The organism is Virgibacillus chiguensis (assembly GCF_900129865.1).
Classification (GTDB): domain Bacteria; phylum Bacillota; class Bacilli; order Bacillales; family Amphibacillaceae; genus Virgibacillus; species Virgibacillus chiguensis.
This window is the reverse complement of sequence record NZ_FQXD01000013.1, coordinates 43,955-61,202: the sequence shown is the minus strand read 5'-3', so window position 1 is coordinate 61,202 and position 17,248 is coordinate 43,955. Positions and strand designations below refer to the sequence as shown.

Genomic DNA, 17,248 nt, shown 5'->3' with positions numbered 1-17,248 from the left:
ATTTCCTTACAAATGAAATAAAACAGGTAAGAATTATAAACTTTACATTTATGCTTTCCTATAGAAATTAAAAAACCTCTAGTAACTTTTCAGTCTAAGCTACTAGAGGTTCTTCACTCCATATCTTTTAAACAACTTATTCTTCATCACGTACATTTGTTTTCCAAGCTTTATCTTCATCGATCATTTTTTTAATAGCATATATCGTTAGAAATTGAACAACAATTATTGGGAGCCCCAATAATCCTGAAACAACTTCTAACGGCGGCAAACCACCTATTCGCATTAAAATTAACGCCAGCACTGTAATAACAGCAGCGACAATGATGCGTAAATATTTGGATGGTTCCACTTTGCTCATATTTTCGGTACTCGTATAAGACGCGATAGTATACGTAGTAGAATCTAATGTAGTCGTTAAGAAAATCATTGCAATCGTAATAAACATGATAAGCACGATCGTTGAAAATGGTAACGACGATAATATATCTGGAATAGCTTGCATAGCGTCATTATTTGCTACCGTATCTAAGACGGAAACATCACCTGACAAATAACTGTTTACACCTAAACCACCAAGTACACCTGTTGCTACCCAAGAAATAAAAGTTGGAGCCATTAAATACGTTAATATCATTTCTTTAATCGTACGACCATAAGAAATCTTCGCCGCAAATACGCTGTGCAACATGGCCCAAGTAGCATTATAAGCAAACCAAAATATAGTCTGACTTTCTATATGCGAAGTCCCACCCATACTTAAAGCATTTGTATGAAAAGACATATCGACATAATTAGACACTAAAAATCCAACACTGTCCGTAAAGTAATTAAGGATAAAAACACCAGGTCCTATTAGCATAATGATTAAAGCAAATGCACCAGCAAGATACATATTAAATGTACTTAACTTTTTTATTCCTCTCTCTATCCCTAAATAAGCACTCACCGAAAATAAAAGCACCCATACAACTGTAACAATAAACGTTAGGGTAAAGTTTATTTCTATGTTTAATAGTTCAGCAAGATTATAAGTAACAATCGGCGCGCCCAGTCCTAATGTTACAGCGGCTCCTGCTAGAATGCTTATTAGAAAGATAACATCTAAAATTTTGCCCCCGACACCATCTGTAAATTGGTCCCCGAAAATAACACGACAAGCTTCAGATATCCGCATGACTGGACTCTTTCTCACATGTAAAATATACCCCATTGCTGGAGCAGCCATCACAAAGATAGCAAATGTTTGAAAGCTCCATAAAAACATACTATATGAATTCCCCCACAGTATAGCTTCCGCTGACTGAGGAGCGACTCCAAATGGTGGGTTAACCGCAACATTCGCCCACTCCGTCATGCCTGTACGCATAATCGTTGAGCCTAAACCCATAGCAATTAAAATAGACGCATATTCAAATAATGTAAACCGTGGCTTATCAGCAGGATTTCCTAACACCACTTTACCGTATTTTGAAAAAGATAAATAAAACGCTACGCCTACTAAGATAATTGCATACCAAAGATAGCCCCAACTAAACACATCTACTAATTTATTAAATATCATATTTAAAATTTTCAGCGATTCATCTTCATACAATGATAAGGGAATGCTAATAGCAATAATGATGAAAAGTGCCGGTAAGAAAATTTGATAATCAATTAATTTTTTTTGCTGCCTTCCTTTACGCTTTGTACTCAAACAAACAACCTCCAAGTATGATTAAGTTTACTTTTTGTAATACCACTTGGAAGAAGTTTGTAAACGTTAGTACGGTTTTTCACATATTAAAAATTCATCTTACTATTTTGCTTTTCTCATCATATCGAATGGCTTCACAGGTGCATCCATTTGCACACGGACTTTCATCATTGGGTGAGCAGCTCGCTCTATAGGCTCACCCTCATCGTTCCACATCTGATTTATTGTTTGATAAACATGTGTAAAGCCAGGGCCGTAAAACTCTACTTTATCTCCGACAGAAAAACTATTTCGTTGTTGTACAGTAGCTATTTTGGAAGCATCATTATATTCCAATACTTGACCAACAAATTTATATACCGGAATTTTTCTACGACGTCCAAATAATTGCTGCTGTTCATTCGGCGTTCCGTAATAAAAACCAGTTGATAATTCACGTTGTGCCACTTTCCAAAGTTCATCTTCCCAAGCTTGCTGGAATGTAAAATGAGCAGGATCTTCACAATAACTGTCAACAGCTTTGCGGTACACATTTGCTACCGTAGAAACATAATGGATTGATTTCATTCTTCCTTCAATTTTCAAACTATCTACGCCATTTTCAATAAAGTCGGGAATGTGGTGAATCATAGACATATCTACCGCACTCATGGAGAATGGTTCATCCGTTTCCTCATCTGTATAAGCTTGGCAAACGCCTTGATGCTCCAACTCGAACAAATCATATTTCCAACGACAGGATTGGGAACAACCACCTCGATTTGCATCTCTAGCAGACATATGGTTAGATAACGTACAACGCCCAGAATATGAAATACACATTGCACCGTGGATAAATGCTTCAATCTCTACATCTGTATGATTTCGTATTTCTTTAATCTCATCCATTCCAACTTCTCTTGCTAATACAACGCGCTCCAAACCCTCTTGTTTCCAAAAGTTCAACGTCTCATAATTCGTTGCAGAAGATTGTGTCGATAAGTGAATCGGAAGTCCCGGCGCTTCTATCATACACGTTTCAATTAAAGCTGGATCTGAGACAATAACTGCACGGACCCCAATATCCCTTATCGTTCGAAAGAAATCCCCAGCTCCTTTCATATCTCCTTCATGAGCTACCATATTTGCAGCAACATACACATTCGCTTCATGTCTTTTGGCAAAGGCAACCCCTTCCTGCATTTCTTCATACGAAAAATTACCTGCACGGCTTCGTAATCCGTATGCATTCCCACCAATGTAAACAGCATCTGCACCGTAGTATATAGCTGTTTTTAATTTTTCTAATGTTCCAGCTGGCGCTAAAACTTCTGGCTTTTTCTTTAAAACTTGCATGATTCACAAACCTTCCTTCACTCATTCATCAAGTTAATTTCAATTAAAATAAAGAGCCTTTGAAATAAACTCAAAGCTACCTACCTATTTTGGGAGTCAAATACATTCGGTTAACAAAATCTACGCCTTGGCTTATATCCAAGCCCCATGGCAAAAAATTTTGTTTTATAAGTTAACACTAAAATGTTAGCTCCTCCTATAATGCAAACAACGCATTACTGCACATCTTCTGGATTTTTTAAAAAGAATCCGGCATCCAGCGTTCGTTCATATGGATGATTTTCCATTAATTTTGTTGTTAAATTTTCCTGCAACTGATCGCTCCAACCATTATCTACAAACGCCTGTTTTGCTTGAACAAAAAGCTTTGCAATCTCTACAAATGCTTGTCCTCGTGTGTAGATCCCATCTAGTTTCCATTTTAAAATCCGTGCATGCGCTAATTTTTCTAAATAAGGTAATAAGTTAATATCATTTGTGTCAAATATATGTGTACCATTGATGTCTTCATAAATCGAATAATGTGTTGTTGGTTTTTTCGCTTCTGCCATAAATAAATTTTTGTTATTCACGTTTTGCTGTTTTGTATAACTAAAATAATTCGTAAGTAGGGGCCGCTTTGAATGGTGAATACAAGTTGCTCCATAGACAAGCACTTCCACAGGAATTATCGCATTGGTAGCTATAGAATTTAATTCTTGATACGTTAACTCCCTTGCAAGTACTGCACCTTTGGCTCCACGCTGCGCCCAGAAATTCACTTGTTTTGCACTCGTAACCATCGTATGAGGGTCATACACATATGGTAATTGCACTTGATACTTGTGTAGTAAATGGATAACTCCCGGATCACCAATAGTTACCGAATCAACCATTAGTTCTTGTAAAAACTCAAAATAGCCAGGAATTAACTTAATCCGATCGTTATGAATAATAGCATTCATTGCGACACATACTTTTTTATTATTTTCATGTGCTATATAACATATTTCCTTCACTTCTTCTCGCGATAGACTTGCTGGTAAACGGAGACCAAATGTATCCTCTCCAACATATAATGTATCAACACCAGCATTTAATAATGACTTTGCTTGGTTCACTGATTCTGCTGTCGCTATAAGTTCGATCATTCACAATCATCCTTAAATATATATTTATTCATGTAAATCTTTTCATTACTAACTGTGTAAGAGCTTGATTGTACTTTAATTCATATGTTTCACAATCAATACCCCTCCGTTATAATACCATAAAACGTGTTGAGGCGACGTTCATAAACAAACATGTAATAAATCCGTCAATTCCTTTGTTAATATATGTAAAAAATCCCCTCACATAGTAGTAGCACGTGTCTCATTAAGAATTTACCATCCACCATTTATACTTATTAGCCAACAGCGAAAAAAACCTACACTGTAACCAACAGCGTAGGAATTGACAAAGCCAGTTTGTTTCACACCAATACAATGAAAGTTAAATCTTATTCACTTAACCATTGTTGCGCTTGAGCCTCATTGTCTGGTGTAAAATGCTCTACTTTTGTTTCTGGAAGCAGGTTCTCCAGTTTAACTCCTATTTCTATCCACTTCTTATCACTCACAATTGCCAATTTTTGTATATATTTTAAATATTGTATCATTTTCAAATCTTCCAAAACACCTTTTAAAGTCATTCCTTCCATTTTATCAAGTAGAAGAAGTATATTAACTTTATTATATTCTTGTCTTTTCAGCATAAAAAATTCTTCAAAATGATTCAAATCCTCTTTTTCTACTTTTCCTTGCACCTCAATTTCAATTGCATTATCCACCTTTGCTGGGGTTATTTTAATCATTTTTCCCACTCCTTTACTGCGATCTTAGTTATGTTTTCCCAAGGGCGTTTTCCATCAAACATAGTTCACTAGTAAATTTTAGGACAGCATCAAATGTCTTATGGGCAAAATGGGGAAATTTAAGACGTATTATACTTCATACTGTCTTTAAAATGAAAAATATAGGTACCCAGCAAGGATAAAGCAAACTTCTTTCTTCAATATAGGAAAAAGTATAAGGCGTTTTTCGTTTATAGTTAAAAAAATATAATTATCGCTGCTTGTATATACAATTTTTTATTAGTAGTTAATTAAAAATTTCGTTATCACTGTCGGTGAAATTTTATGCTATACTTTCCTTAACATAAAATGGGGAGAGAACTTCGGAATGAATAATTGGAAAAATCCGATATTATTATTGTTATCCAATAGCATTTCAAGTATTGGTAATTTTATCCATTTAGTAGCTATTAACATCATTGTTTATCAGCTTACTGGTTCAGCAGCCGCAGTTGCAGGCCTTTGGATTATCGGACCATTAACAAATATACTCACAAAGTTCTGGACAGGAAGTTTTATTGATTATCGGAGTAAGCGCTATGTAATGATCGTAACATATATAATCCGAGCTGTTTTTATCAGCCTCATCCCCTTTGCACCAAACATGCTTGTCATTTATATTATCCTTGTCGTTCTGAGTATAGCGAACGCTTTTTTCCATCCTGCATCAACTACTTACATTACGATTCTCGTTCCAAACGAAAAAAGAAAACGCTTCAACTCTTTTCATTCATTTGCTAGTTCTGGCGCCTTTATCATTGGCCCAGCCATCGGTGGTACACTTATTTTATCAATAAGTGTAGAGATAACGCTTTGGCTCAACGCCATATCCTTTTTATTAGCATCCATTTTATTGTTATTTATCTCCCAGACTGAATACATTGTAAAAGAAGCAATCCCTAATTTGACCTTTTCGCAAATTATAAAAGATTTTACTGTGGTACAACGCTTTCTAAAAGAAAACAAATATGTAAGCTATATCTATCTGGGCTTTATTTTTATTATGCTGTTTACCTTTGCTATGGATGCACAAGAAGTCGTTTTCACACAGCAAATTATAGGTCTATCTGAAATTGAATATAGTCTGTTAATTAGCTTAACGGGGCTTGGTTCTGTTTTAGGTGCTATTTTATTATCTGTATTTTCAAATCAATTCTCCATAAGAAACATGATAAGCATTGGCATTATTATGACTGCAGTTGGGTATGTCATTTACGCTTTCTCTTGGTCTTTCACATCCATTGTTATTGGTTTTTTAATCTTAGGATTTTTTTTAGTATATCTAAATGCAGGCATCATGACATTTTATCAAAATAATGTACCGGTAGATATTATGGGGAGGGTAACTAGTATATTCCAGTTCATACAAAGTACGCTGCAAGTTTTATTTATCTTAGCAATAGGTATTACAGCTGATATCCTATCACTGCGGATTACAATCGTTATCCTCGCTCTTGTTATGTTCCTTTCATCCTGCCTTTTTGTCATTGCTGTTTTAAAAAAGAACAAAAAAGTTTACTATTAGCATCATAGTACTGAAATCAGCAGATTTTTCAAAGTATGTATTAGTATCTATATATCCAAAATTTGATTGTTTTCTCAGAAAGAGTGCAATTTCGAACGTTTTATAGTCGGCTTGTTCTATGTTGCATTTGCTTATAGCTGGTAATTTCCTCAAACGACTCCCTTCTTCCATCAAGTAACAAGCTCAGAAAATGAATCGATTATGAAATGCCTTTACTTAGCAATACTTACTTTATTGTAAATTAACCCAAACGCTTTTTACTTCTGTATAATTGTCGAGTGCATACTTTCCCATCTCACGGCCTATACCTGATTGCTTATATCCCCCAAATGCAGCAGCAGGATTTTCCTGATTACAATCATTCATCCATACGGTACCCGCTTTTAACCTTCTTGCAATTTGATGTCCTGTTCGGATATTTTCAGTCCAAACGGCAGCTGCTAGCCCATATTGACTATCATTTGCTCTTTTAACTGCTTCTTCTGTCGTATCAAATGGGAAAACAGCAACAACAGGACCAAATATTTCTTCTCTTGCTATCTGCATATCATCTTCTACTTCTGCAAAAACATTCGGTTTAACAAAGTAAAATTGCTACAAATTTGTTACCAGTTTTTTAAGCGTGTAGGATGAGTTGTTTTCTCTAGACATTCAATCACTTTTATGAAAGAATATGTCTTTGTTGAAGTACTTTAGAAAAAACTTGGCTTGTCGCCAAGTTTTTATGACAAAGCTGTCGTTTTTAATAAATTCACTAATTTGGAGATGACAACTATGAGTAACCGTAATAAAGGTATTATTTTATTACTATTGTCCGCGTTTGGTTTTTCTATGATGGGAGCTTTTATTAAGCTTTCAGGCGATGTTCCAACAGTACAAAAAACACTTTTTCGAAATGCAATATCTATGGTCATTGCATTTGGATTCGTAAAATATTATGGTGCAAGCTTATTTGGAAAAAAAGACAGCCAAAAATTTTTACTGCTTCGGTCAAGTTTAGGAGCTGTAGGGATTTTGCTTAACTTTTACGCCATTGACCATTTAGTTCTGTCGGATGCAGATATGCTTAATAAAATGAGTCCTTTTCTCACCATCATCTTTGCAGCTCTCTTTTTAAAAGAGAAAACACGATTATTTCAAGTAATATCGATCATCATTGCTTTTGCTGGAACACTGTTCATTATTAAACCGACATTTTCATCAGAAATTATCCCCTATATTGCAGGTTTTCTCTCAGCAGTATTTGCAGCAGGAGCTTATACCGTTTTACGTGTGTTAGGTAGAAAAGAACAATTTTACACTGTTGTTTTTTACTTTTCATTTTTTACAACTGTAATTTTATTACCGTTTGTCATCGCATTTTATGAACCTATGTCTTGGCAACAATGGGTTTACCTTTTATTAGCGGGTATTTTTGCTACTGTAGGGCAATTCGGCATAACAATTGCTTACAAATACGCACCAGCGAAGGAAATATCTATCTTTTTCTATTCCACAGTTGTCTATTCTGCATTAATCAGTATAGCCCTCTTTGGACAAATACCAGATGTACTAAGTATCATCGGTTACCTCACCATTTTCAGCGCTTCTTTGTATATGTTTATGAAGAACAATCAACAAAGTCGACTAGAATAAAACAGACAAACTTCTTTTGAGAAGTTTGTCTGTTTTATTCTTTCATTTTTTCGTGTATAATGGATGTCAAATATGCTTTAACTTTATGACGATGATTTATTTGTAATTTTTTATACACCTTGCTCACATAGTCTCGAACTGTTTTTTCTGACAAATTCAATTCATTAGCTATTTCTAAATTTTTATACCCTTTATAAATTAAAAATAATATATCAATATCTCTATCATTCATATCCATATTTTGCGAAGAAAAAAAACGGCTAAGTTTTTCTTTTTTGTTCATACACTCTGTTCCTAAAAAGTCAATCATTTCCGTAACAATTTCATCCGCAAACACATATTGATGCTGCCACACGCTTCGAATGGAATGAATAAGCCCCTCTCCACTACTGTGACTTAGTAAAAAGCCTTTTACCCCTAAAGTTAAAGCTTCCTTGATCAACTTCTTATCATAGGATACAAAAATACATATAACCCTGATTTGTTTATACTTTTCTCTTATTTCATTTATTTGTTTTTTTAATGTATCACTTACTCCATGAACTAAATGAACTAGCAATATATCTGGTTCAAAATCACTTATCTGTTCAATAAAATTGGATTCTCGATCGGAGACTTCTAAAACTTCCAGATCGTCTTCGCCTTCTAATAAAATTTTTAATCCCTGTGTAAAAATGTCGCTTGTATTCATCATAAGTACATTTATCATTTTCTACTTCACCTCCAATAGAACTTTTATGGTAAAATCCTATAGAACTATGTTTCCACAGGTGTTGGGCTAGAGGTTTTATATAAGCACACTAAAAATGACATAGCTATATTCCTTGTTTGCTCGTTTTTTATCATGATCATAAATCATTTTTTCCTACTAGCGTTCCTTTAATTGCAATTCGCTCCTTACCATCGAGGGTGCATGTGATAAGAGTAAGCTCATCTTCACCTGCACGATCATCCAAAACTTCCACAGCTGTTGGTTCAATTACTTCTGATGTTTTAATTTCATAAATAAAAGTTTGTTTCGCTGTGTGTAAAAAAGCTTTAGAGCCTGGCTTTACATTAGGTAGTTGTCTAAAATGCCGATCTCCTCGATACCCTCTATGACCAGCAACGGTAAAATTACCCTCTCCCGGTGTTTGATTTGATTTAATTTGTGTTAAAGCAATGCTTAAATTTTCTTCCGTAGTTTGGGTTAGGATTTTTTGTTTGAGGTCAATGGAAGGGATCTCTAATTCAATTACGCCCTTTAGCTCTTCTTCTGAAAACGGGAGATCTTCTATCGACGATAAATCAACAGCATTCTCATCCGATTCCGTCACCAGCGCTAAAGCTTCTTCTAATGCTGCAACTTGTTTTGCTTGTTTCCATTCATAATAAAACGGGATTGACACGAATATTACTCCAGCAATCATGAAGCAAATACCTATGCTACGTTTAGTAATTTTCATTGCTTTCTTCTTCCTCCATATTAGAAAACTTGTCTGCAGCATTCTGTTTTAATATTTTCCCCCAACAGATAGCCGCTCCATAGAAGTCATGAGAGCCCCTTAGCGTATAAAAAGAGTTATAACCTCTATGATAGATTGGTTTCATGACAAATTTCACGTTTTGAGCCAACTAAAATTTAACTTATTTTAAACAATCATACCAACAACCTAGTAATTTATACCAAAATACATTATACCTTTCCCTCCTTTACAAATTCTTTACAGTTTATAATGAGTAATTAATTACAATTATTTAAGATATACAAATGTCTATACATTCACTTTTACATATGATATTTTTTCCACTGACGGTACCAACTTGTAATTTCTGTATTTGGGCTAGTCCCTAATTCCGTTTGTAGTAATGTTTTTAAATAAGCATATTGCCTTTCCACTTTTTCTGTTTCGTTCCTGAAAGAATACAGCTTCATTATTGCAAAATGTACTTCTTCTTGTTCTGGGTAGCGTTCATAAATGCGTTTATACCATTCTATTGCTCTATCATAGGACGAAATAGATGTAAAAACTTTAGCTATCTGCATCGCTGTTCTATACCATACTCTTTCGAATCTAATCTTTTCATTTTCTGCCCACCAATAATCATAGTCATCAAAATAAGGCGCTGTGTAATATTCCATTGCTTCAACATAACGGTCAATATTATTCTTTTCAACAGATGCATAACCTGCCAGTTTTTTTTGCCATAATTCAATATCGATATCGATGGCTTGAGTAGATAAAATATATCCTTCTGTCATATTTTCCAGTTGAAAATTATCTGGGTATTGCTTTAATGTTTTTCTAACATGATAGATAGCTGTATAAAGTTGTGCATAAGCTTTTTCTGGATCCAACTCCCCCCATAACAATTCAATTAATAATGATTTCCTTACTAGTTTCCCTCTGTTATGAAGCAAATAATGAAACAACTCTCTAACTTTTGAAGTTCGCCAAGAGATCAAGTCCACTTCTCTATTTGCTTTTGTGATGGAAAAACTACCACAAACATTCAGGCGTAAACGATCCTGCTGCAACATACTCTTTTCATTATGAAATAAAATATCCCCCTCCAAGCGTTGAATCGTTTTCTTTAAACGGTCTTTTTGAATAGGCTTTAACAAATAATCTAATGCATTAATTTCAAATGCTTTAATAGCAAATTCGTCATACGCCGTCACAAATACAATATGGATGCTAGAATCTAGTTCCAAAATTTGCTCAGCTAATTCCAGTCCATTTACTTGTGGCATATTAATATCTAAAAATACAACCTCTGGATTATTTTTACTTATACTTGTTTTTACAAAAAAAGGATTTGTAAGTTTATCGACAATTTCTATTCCATCAAGTTCCTTTAATAAATGTTCTAAAAAATCCAATGCCATTTGTTCATCATCTACAAGAATGGCTTTCAATTCGGTAGCCTCCCTTTCAAACCTACCTACGTTTTATAGTAAAAACATACTTAAAACGAATTGGGCTTTTAGGTCATTTTATCTACTGTGTATACTTATTGTAGTATAAGGTCATACATTATTTATCCTTGTTCCTTACAACAACCTATATGTAGATAAAAAATCAGTGTGCTTTACATCTAATATACGATGCTTTCAAGACATAAAGACGCTTTTATATGCATCTTGTTGCATTGTATTCAACCTTTTTCATATACTTTTAGCATAGCATAGGATGGAAAAAATCTACATTATCTTTTATTAGTAAATTACGGAATATGTCTAGAGTGTAAGATATTCTCTTTAGAATATGACAAAACGTGTTAAAGTACCTCGTTGTTCATACTTTTTGTACGTGTATGTTGCAAAAATCCAGGTTGGTGTATTACCGTTGCGATCGAAAAATAGTCTTGACAACTTACATGAAGAACGACAATACAATTAGATGCGAATGAAATATACTATAAATATACTTTTTTTACCATTTAAACGAATAGTTTAACCTTGCAATCTATACTTTTTAGTACTATATTCATAGAAGCAACAATTGCAATTGGTGCTTTTAACACGCTATTGCTTTCTATAAAACAGCACAAAAATAAACAAAACAATCCATACTAACTTAACCTAAATGAAATAGTATTATTAAAAGCAAATTTCTTACATTTAGATAAAGGAATGAACAGCTTTGTTACAAAAGACGGAACAAATATCCAAAACCCGATTATTTTTAATCATGAGTTTATTCGCTTTACTATTAATGTTATTTCGTATTAGTTGGATACATGTCCATCAAGCGCCCAAAGAACCAGTTGCAGAAAATGGCGTCATTAATTTTCAAGATGTTAACTTAACAGCTGAGGAAACATATCTATTAGATGGTACATGGAATTTTTCTCCTCATTTATTCATCCAAGCGCCTTCCATAAATAGTGAAACAACAAAAGCCGTTCAACTCCCTCATAACTGGATCAATGATGTAAATAGCGACGAACAAAGCGGAGCATACGGTTTCGGTACATACCAATTAAAAATATTGTTACCTAAAAATCGGCCAGAGCTCCTTTCCTTTCGTTTTTCAGAAGTTCTTTCATCAGTTGCTGTATATATAGATGGAAAACTTGTTTCTCAAATGAATCAGCCACACGTGAAAAATAGTATGACAGAAAAGTACGGAACTTTTTCTGTGCCTTTTTCCCCAGATCAAGATGAAGTAGAGTTGACGCTACATGTATCCAACCACGAATTACCTTTTATAGGAGGTATAACTGATTCTGTATGGTTTGGTTCAACAAACGCTATGCAAAAAGAAACTTCTTTGTTTTCAGTATTACAAATGATAGTAAGTGTCATCTACTTTTTACATGTCATATATGTATTTAGTCTTGTTTATTTCGGTAAAGGGCAGCATAAAAAAACGCTTTTATATTTTGGTTTTATGCTTGCTACCGTAGGATTTACAAATCTGATTGACGATAATGTCATCATACACTTACCTATCCCAATTGAATGGTATTACCGTTTACTCTATTTATTTTTTCTAACTACATTAATTTCTATGTTGTATTTTATCAAGTCTCTGTATATTTTACGTGATCGTTTCTTTGCTTATTTCTTACTTATATACGGTCTTTTTAGTATAGCTTTTATCATTGTTCCAATCTCCCTATTTCATACTTTAGCTTGGTTAGCAAATATTTTTGTGATTATAGCTGTTATTTTTATGTTAAAACTAATGGCTCCTATTACACAAAGAAGAGATCAGGGTTCTATCATTATCCTCCTTTTCATTGTTAGTTATGGAATTAATGTAGTATGGGGAATGTTATTAAATGACAACCTTATAGAAATGCCCTATTACCCATTTGATTTTTTATTAATGAATATTCTAATTGCCTTCGTTTTATTGCAACGTTATGCTCATTTGCTAAATCTAAATAAACAACAAACGAAAGCTTTACAAACAGCAAATAAACAAAAAGATGTCTTTTTAATGAATACATCTCATGAATTACGAAACCCATTGCACGCAATGATGAATATCGGTCAATCTATCCTTGATAAAGACAGTGCAACTTTATCTTCAAATAATAAATATCATCTAAAACTACTTGTACGTGTTGGACAACAAATGTCTTATATGCTTCATGACCTTGTTGACTTAACAAGATTAAAAGATGAACGGATCACATTAAAACGAAAAGAAATCGATTTACATGCAATTATTTCTGGTTTAATTGACATGATTGCATTCCTAATAGAAGGGAAAAAAATACAGATTAACGTTTATATTTCTCCTTCTTTTCCAAAGCTTTATGCCGATGAAAATCGTCTTTTGCAAATATTATTTAATCTCCTGCATAATGCTGTTAAATTTACTAATGAAGGAGAAATAACAATTGAAGCTAAACAAAAAGGAAAAATGGCGATGATCCAAGTAAAAGACACTGGCATAGGTATGAGTGAACAAACAACGGAAAAGGTTTTTCAACCCTATGTACAAGAAAATAGACCTGAAACTAATAACGGTGGAATTGGCATTGGCTTAAGCATATGTAAGAAATTAATAGAATTACACGGAGGAACCATTCGTGTAACTTCCAAACTTTATAAAGGATCTACTTTCTTTTTCACCATCCCTATTGCCCATACATTTGATAAAGATGATCATGAGACTGTTGGAGAAACCTTATATCCTGCTCCGTCCGTGATCCAAAGCGATTGTGGATCAGCTATAGCAAGCTCCATTGATAATGAACGTCAAAGAATTCTTCTTATTGACGATGACTCTGTAAACCTTAAAGTATTATATAATATCTTATCTACCGATTACGAAGTGGCGACAGCTTATAGTGGAGAAACAGCATTACAATGCATCGAAATTGGCAAGTTTGATCTTATCATTTGTGATGTGATGATGCCGAACATGTCTGGGTATGAATTAACGCAAACAGTAAGACAACGATACAGCCTATCAGAACTACCTATCCTGTTATTAACTGCACGGCAACAGTTTGAGGATATTTATGCAGGATTTTTAGCAGGAGCAAATGATTATATAGCTAAACCGGCACAGATTTTAGAGTTACGTGCTAGAGTTCGCGCTTTAACGGAATTAAAAAAATCAATTAATGACCAATTAAAAACGGAAGCTGCTTGGCTTCAAGCTCAAATACAACCACATTTTTTGTTTAACACTTTAAATACGATTGCTTCCTTAGGTTCCATTGATACATCAAGAATGGTTACTTTGCTTCATGAATTTGGAAACTATTTACGTCTAAGCTTTGGCATTCATAATACACAGACACTTATACATGTTGAAGATGAGCTAAAACTTACCCGTTCTTATCTTTATATCGAACAAGAGCGATTCGGTGATAGGTTAAAAATTGAATGGGAAATTACAGAAGATAGCAATTTTCAAATTTTACCTCTTTCGATTCAACCAATTGTTGAGAACGCTGTAAAACATGGCGTTTTACAACGAATTGATGGTGGGAAGGTCATTATTCGAATCACCAAACTTGAAACCCATTATGAAATAGCTATTATTGATGACGGTGTTGGCATGAAAGAGGATAAGGTCGAAAGCTTGCTAGAAGATTCAAGTAGTAAAAGTAAAGGGATTGGGTTAGCAAATACAAATCGCCGTTTCAAACAAATGTTTGGAAAAGGATTAATCATCATTAGCGAGCCAGACGAAGGCACTACAGTCATCATGGAAATACCTTTTTCCTAACTTACTGTAACAGGACTCAAACCTATGTTATGAGTCCTTTTCATTTATTAATGACGTTGTATAACCTTAGAGAGTAACTACTACATAGACTATAGAAAGCTTTCTCTACTTACTATTTTCATAGATCAATATTATAAGCTTTTCTGTCCCATTATCTGCATTCGTTTACATCAATAGCTGTAAACTTTCAAAATAGCTCTCGTTGTTTATGCGCGCTTTTCTAAATCCCTCGCTGTATCACTTTTTTCTACTTTTTTATGGTCACGGTATGTTCCCATCGTTTTATCTACCGCACGATGTGTCACACCAAACCAGTAATTTTCGTTTTTATAATGGTGCCAAAGATGTGATTTTTTAATTTGCTTCCCCATTTTTGTTACCGGTTGAATTGGCTTGTGAGCTACAAAATGTTTCCATTCGTAAAACAAGAAATATCCGATGACACCTGTTGCAAAGCCCATTGTCAAATTCAAATTGCTAGTAATAGCATAGCAAATCAATACTAAAATGATAAAGTTAGGTAAACTAAACCAGAGTGGCAAGAAAAGCAATTTCACATCATCAGGATCAACGTGGTGATCATAATGTAAGCGCTTAATTATCTTTAATAAGAATGGATTCTTCGGTTTTTTAATATGAAATAAAAACCGGTGTATCATGTATTCACTAATTGCATATGTCATCATACCTACACCAATCGCAGCCCAAATCCTCCAATCGTATAAATTCGGAATAGTAAACCCTAACATGACCGCAAAAATAATAACCATTACTGTCACGTCTGGAAACGTAATAAATTGCCTCCCATATTTCTTCATCATTTCCCCCCTTAAAGCATCATTAAACAACCTTTTATTCTGACTTTTCTATATTTTATCATCTCCTTTTTTGTTTGTCGATTCTCATATACATTCTCGTTTCTTAAAAGATCAATACTTTTCATCCTCTACATTGTTAGATGAAGATTAAAAGTTAGGGTGAATTACCTTCTTTCTAAATTATATAGCTCCACCTGTTTTTATAATCTCTTACCTCTCGGAGTTTTCATTAAACATTTTAATAGTTCCGCAATTTGCGATTAGAATAAATTAATTATATAATCAAACTTAATCATCATTTCCATTAACTAACTATACTTTCCTGTTTATAGAATGCATTTACTGAAGCATTATTTTTAGTGACATAATTATTTCTTAACTGTGGCAATAACTTTCTTTATTAAAAAGCTATTTACTTGCTACGGCGAAAAGAACAAAGGCGCAAGTGTCCGTTTAGCAACGTAGCGAATGGAAAGAATCAATGGAAATAAAGAAATCATGCCACTCAAACAGGGGCAGGCCTGTTTTTAGTCGGCCTTTCTCTTAGGGCGAATCGATGATGGAGCAATGGAGTAAAGTCGCCTAGTTGCTAGGCCATAGCTTTAAGTGGCTATTCGGTTATTTCATTACCACAAGCACCTAATTTTATTTTTTCCTATACATTAAAAAGCATTGTGCTAATGAAATAGAAATTAAATTATAGGAGATGATCTGATGAACAAACTACTACGTAAAGTTGCTATTTTAGGAACTGGCTTTGTCGGTTCAAGTACGGCATATGCCCTTATAAACCAAGGTATTTGCGACGAATTGCTATTGATCGATATGAAACAAGAAAAAGCGGTTGGTGAATCACTAGACCTCATTCATTGTATGGATTTTCTTCCTTCACGGACGAAAGTTTATACAGGTTCTATTCAAGATACAACTGATGTGGACATTATTATTGTTAGTGCTGGCCCTCCACCAAATGAGAACCAAACTCGACTCGATACATTGGAAACCGGAGCGCATATAATGAATGATACCATCCCCAGGATAATGAAGACTGGGTTTAACGGCATTTTTTTAATTGCTACAAACCCTGTGGATATTATTACATATCACATCTGGAAGTTATCTGGCCTACCACGTCATCAAGTGATTGGAACAGGTACATCGATCGACTCTTCCCGCCTCAAAACATATTTAGCACAGATACTTGATATTGATGTTCGAAGTATACAAGCTTATACAATGGGTGAACATGGTGATTCCCAATTTGCTGTTTGGTCACATTGCACAATTGGTGGTAAACCGTTATTAGAAATATTGGATGAGAAGCCACATCTAGCTACCAAACTTGATTTAGATGATACGGTAGAAAAAGTGAAACGCGTTGGCTTTGAAATTTTAAAACGAAAAGGGACAACATATTATGGAATAGGCAATGCGTTAGCGTACTTTACAACCCAAATATTAAATGATAGCCAACAAACTTTACCTGCTTCTTGCATATTAGACGGTGAGTATGGAGAAAAAAGTATAGCTACTGGCGTGCCTGGAAAAATTAGCCGAAACGGTATCCAAGACATTGTTGAGCTAAATTTTTCAGAACAAGAAAAGCAATTATTTAGGCACTCTAACACCGTTTTAAGAGATTATATGCGAAGAATAGGTTATTAATTACCTACAACAATGGGC

Annotated in this window: 12 protein-coding genes and 1 pseudogene; 4 read left to right on the top strand and 9 right to left on the bottom strand. The window is 34.3% G+C overall.

Annotated features, from left to right (window positions below; genetic code table 11):
- Positions 1–136: 136 nt before the first annotated feature.
- The 4 genes from BUB45_RS14130 to BUB45_RS14115 form a co-directional block, all read right to left on the bottom strand.
- Positions 137–1,699, bottom strand: coding sequence for a BCCT family transporter (locus tag BUB45_RS14130; protein ID WP_073010914.1), 1,563 nt, complete (start codon positions 1,697–1,699; stop codon positions 137–139).
- A 102-nt stretch (positions 1,700–1,801) separates the two neighbouring features.
- Positions 1,802–3,034 carry a peptidase U32 family protein gene (locus tag BUB45_RS14125; protein WP_073010911.1) on the bottom strand — a complete coding sequence of 411 codons (1,233 nt, stop codon included), beginning with the start codon at positions 3,032–3,034 and terminating at the stop codon, positions 1,802–1,804.
- A 215-nt stretch (positions 3,035–3,249) separates the two neighbouring features.
- On the bottom strand, positions 3,250–4,161 hold the full coding sequence (locus BUB45_RS14120; protein ID WP_342068359.1) for a peptidase U32 family protein: 912 nt from the start codon (positions 4,159–4,161) through the stop codon (positions 3,250–3,252).
- Between the two features lie 353 nt (positions 4,162–4,514).
- Positions 4,515–4,868: a SpoIIAA family protein gene (locus BUB45_RS14115; RefSeq protein WP_073010905.1), complete on the bottom strand. Its 354-nt coding sequence runs from the start codon at positions 4,866–4,868 to the stop codon at positions 4,515–4,517.
- A gap of 367 nt (positions 4,869–5,235) precedes the next feature.
- Between BUB45_RS14115 and BUB45_RS14110 the strand changes: the two genes are divergently transcribed.
- Complete coding sequence (locus tag BUB45_RS14110; protein WP_073010903.1) at positions 5,236–6,432, top strand: MFS transporter; 1,197 nt, start codon at positions 5,236–5,238, stop codon at positions 6,430–6,432.
- 231 nt (positions 6,433–6,663) lie between these two features.
- Here BUB45_RS14110 and BUB45_RS14100 read toward each other — a convergent pair.
- Positions 6,664–7,020: pseudogene (locus BUB45_RS14100) on the bottom strand (aldehyde dehydrogenase family protein); the annotation flags it as partial.
- 186 nt (positions 7,021–7,206) lie between these two features.
- Between BUB45_RS14100 and BUB45_RS14095 the strand changes: the two are divergent.
- Complete coding sequence (locus BUB45_RS14095) at positions 7,207–8,067, top strand: DMT family transporter (protein ID WP_073010895.1); 861 nt, start codon at positions 7,207–7,209, stop codon at positions 8,065–8,067.
- Positions 8,068–8,101: 34 nt separating this feature from the next.
- Here the strand turns inward: BUB45_RS14095 and BUB45_RS14090 are convergent, their stop codons facing one another.
- The 3 genes from BUB45_RS14090 to BUB45_RS14075 form a co-directional block, all read right to left on the bottom strand.
- The gene (locus BUB45_RS14090; protein WP_073010892.1) at positions 8,102–8,776 is read right to left on the bottom strand and encodes a LuxR C-terminal-related transcriptional regulator; all 675 of its coding nucleotides are present in this window, start codon (positions 8,774–8,776) and stop codon (positions 8,102–8,104) included.
- Between the two features lie 139 nt (positions 8,777–8,915).
- Complete coding sequence (locus BUB45_RS14085) at positions 8,916–9,506, bottom strand: class D sortase (protein WP_073011090.1); 591 nt, start codon at positions 9,504–9,506, stop codon at positions 8,916–8,918.
- Positions 9,507–9,835: 329 nt separating this feature from the next.
- The gene (locus BUB45_RS14075) at positions 9,836–10,966 is read right to left on the bottom strand and encodes a response regulator (RefSeq protein ID WP_073010886.1); all 1,131 of its coding nucleotides are present in this window, start codon (positions 10,964–10,966) and stop codon (positions 9,836–9,838) included.
- A gap of 727 nt (positions 10,967–11,693) precedes the next feature.
- Between BUB45_RS14075 and BUB45_RS14070 the strand changes: the two genes are divergently transcribed.
- Positions 11,694–14,747, top strand: a complete 3,054-nt coding sequence (locus BUB45_RS14070; protein WP_084723718.1) for a hybrid sensor histidine kinase/response regulator — start codon at positions 11,694–11,696, stop codon at positions 14,745–14,747.
- A 206-nt stretch (positions 14,748–14,953) separates the two neighbouring features.
- Here BUB45_RS14070 and BUB45_RS14065 read toward each other — a convergent pair whose 3' ends face one another.
- Positions 14,954–15,565, bottom strand: coding sequence for a sterol desaturase family protein (locus BUB45_RS14065; protein ID WP_425303970.1), 612 nt, complete (start codon positions 15,563–15,565; stop codon positions 14,954–14,956).
- A gap of 714 nt (positions 15,566–16,279) precedes the next feature.
- On the opposite strand from BUB45_RS14065, the gene BUB45_RS14060 reads away from it, so the two are divergent.
- Positions 16,280–17,230 (top strand): L-lactate dehydrogenase, encoded by a 951-nt coding sequence (locus BUB45_RS14060; RefSeq protein ID WP_084723716.1) that lies wholly within the window; start codon positions 16,280–16,282, stop codon positions 17,228–17,230.
- The last annotated feature ends 18 nt before the right edge of the window (positions 17,231–17,248 follow it).

What these genes read in the sequence shown, in the direction of transcription:
- BUB45_RS14110 (WP_073010903.1), top strand. Translation starts at nt 5,236, where the DNA reads ATGAATAATTGGAAAAATCCGATATTATTATTGTTATCCAATAGCATT.
- BUB45_RS14115 (WP_073010905.1), bottom strand. Translation starts at nt 4,868, where the DNA reads ATGATTAAAATAACCCCAGCAAAGGTGGATAATGCAATTGAAATTGAG.
- BUB45_RS14065 (WP_425303970.1), bottom strand. Translation starts at nt 15,565, where the DNA reads ATGAAGAAATATGGGAGGCAATTTATTACGTTTCCAGACGTGACAGTA.
- BUB45_RS14095 (WP_073010895.1), top strand. Translation starts at nt 7,207, where the DNA reads ATGAGTAACCGTAATAAAGGTATTATTTTATTACTATTGTCCGCGTTT.
- BUB45_RS14060 (WP_084723716.1), top strand. Translation starts at nt 16,280, where the DNA reads ATGAACAAACTACTACGTAAAGTTGCTATTTTAGGAACTGGCTTTGTC.
- BUB45_RS14090 (WP_073010892.1), bottom strand. Translation starts at nt 8,776, where the DNA reads ATGATAAATGTACTTATGATGAATACAAGCGACATTTTTACACAGGGA.
- BUB45_RS14125 (WP_073010911.1), bottom strand. Translation starts at nt 3,034, where the DNA reads ATGCAAGTTTTAAAGAAAAAGCCAGAAGTTTTAGCGCCAGCTGGAACA.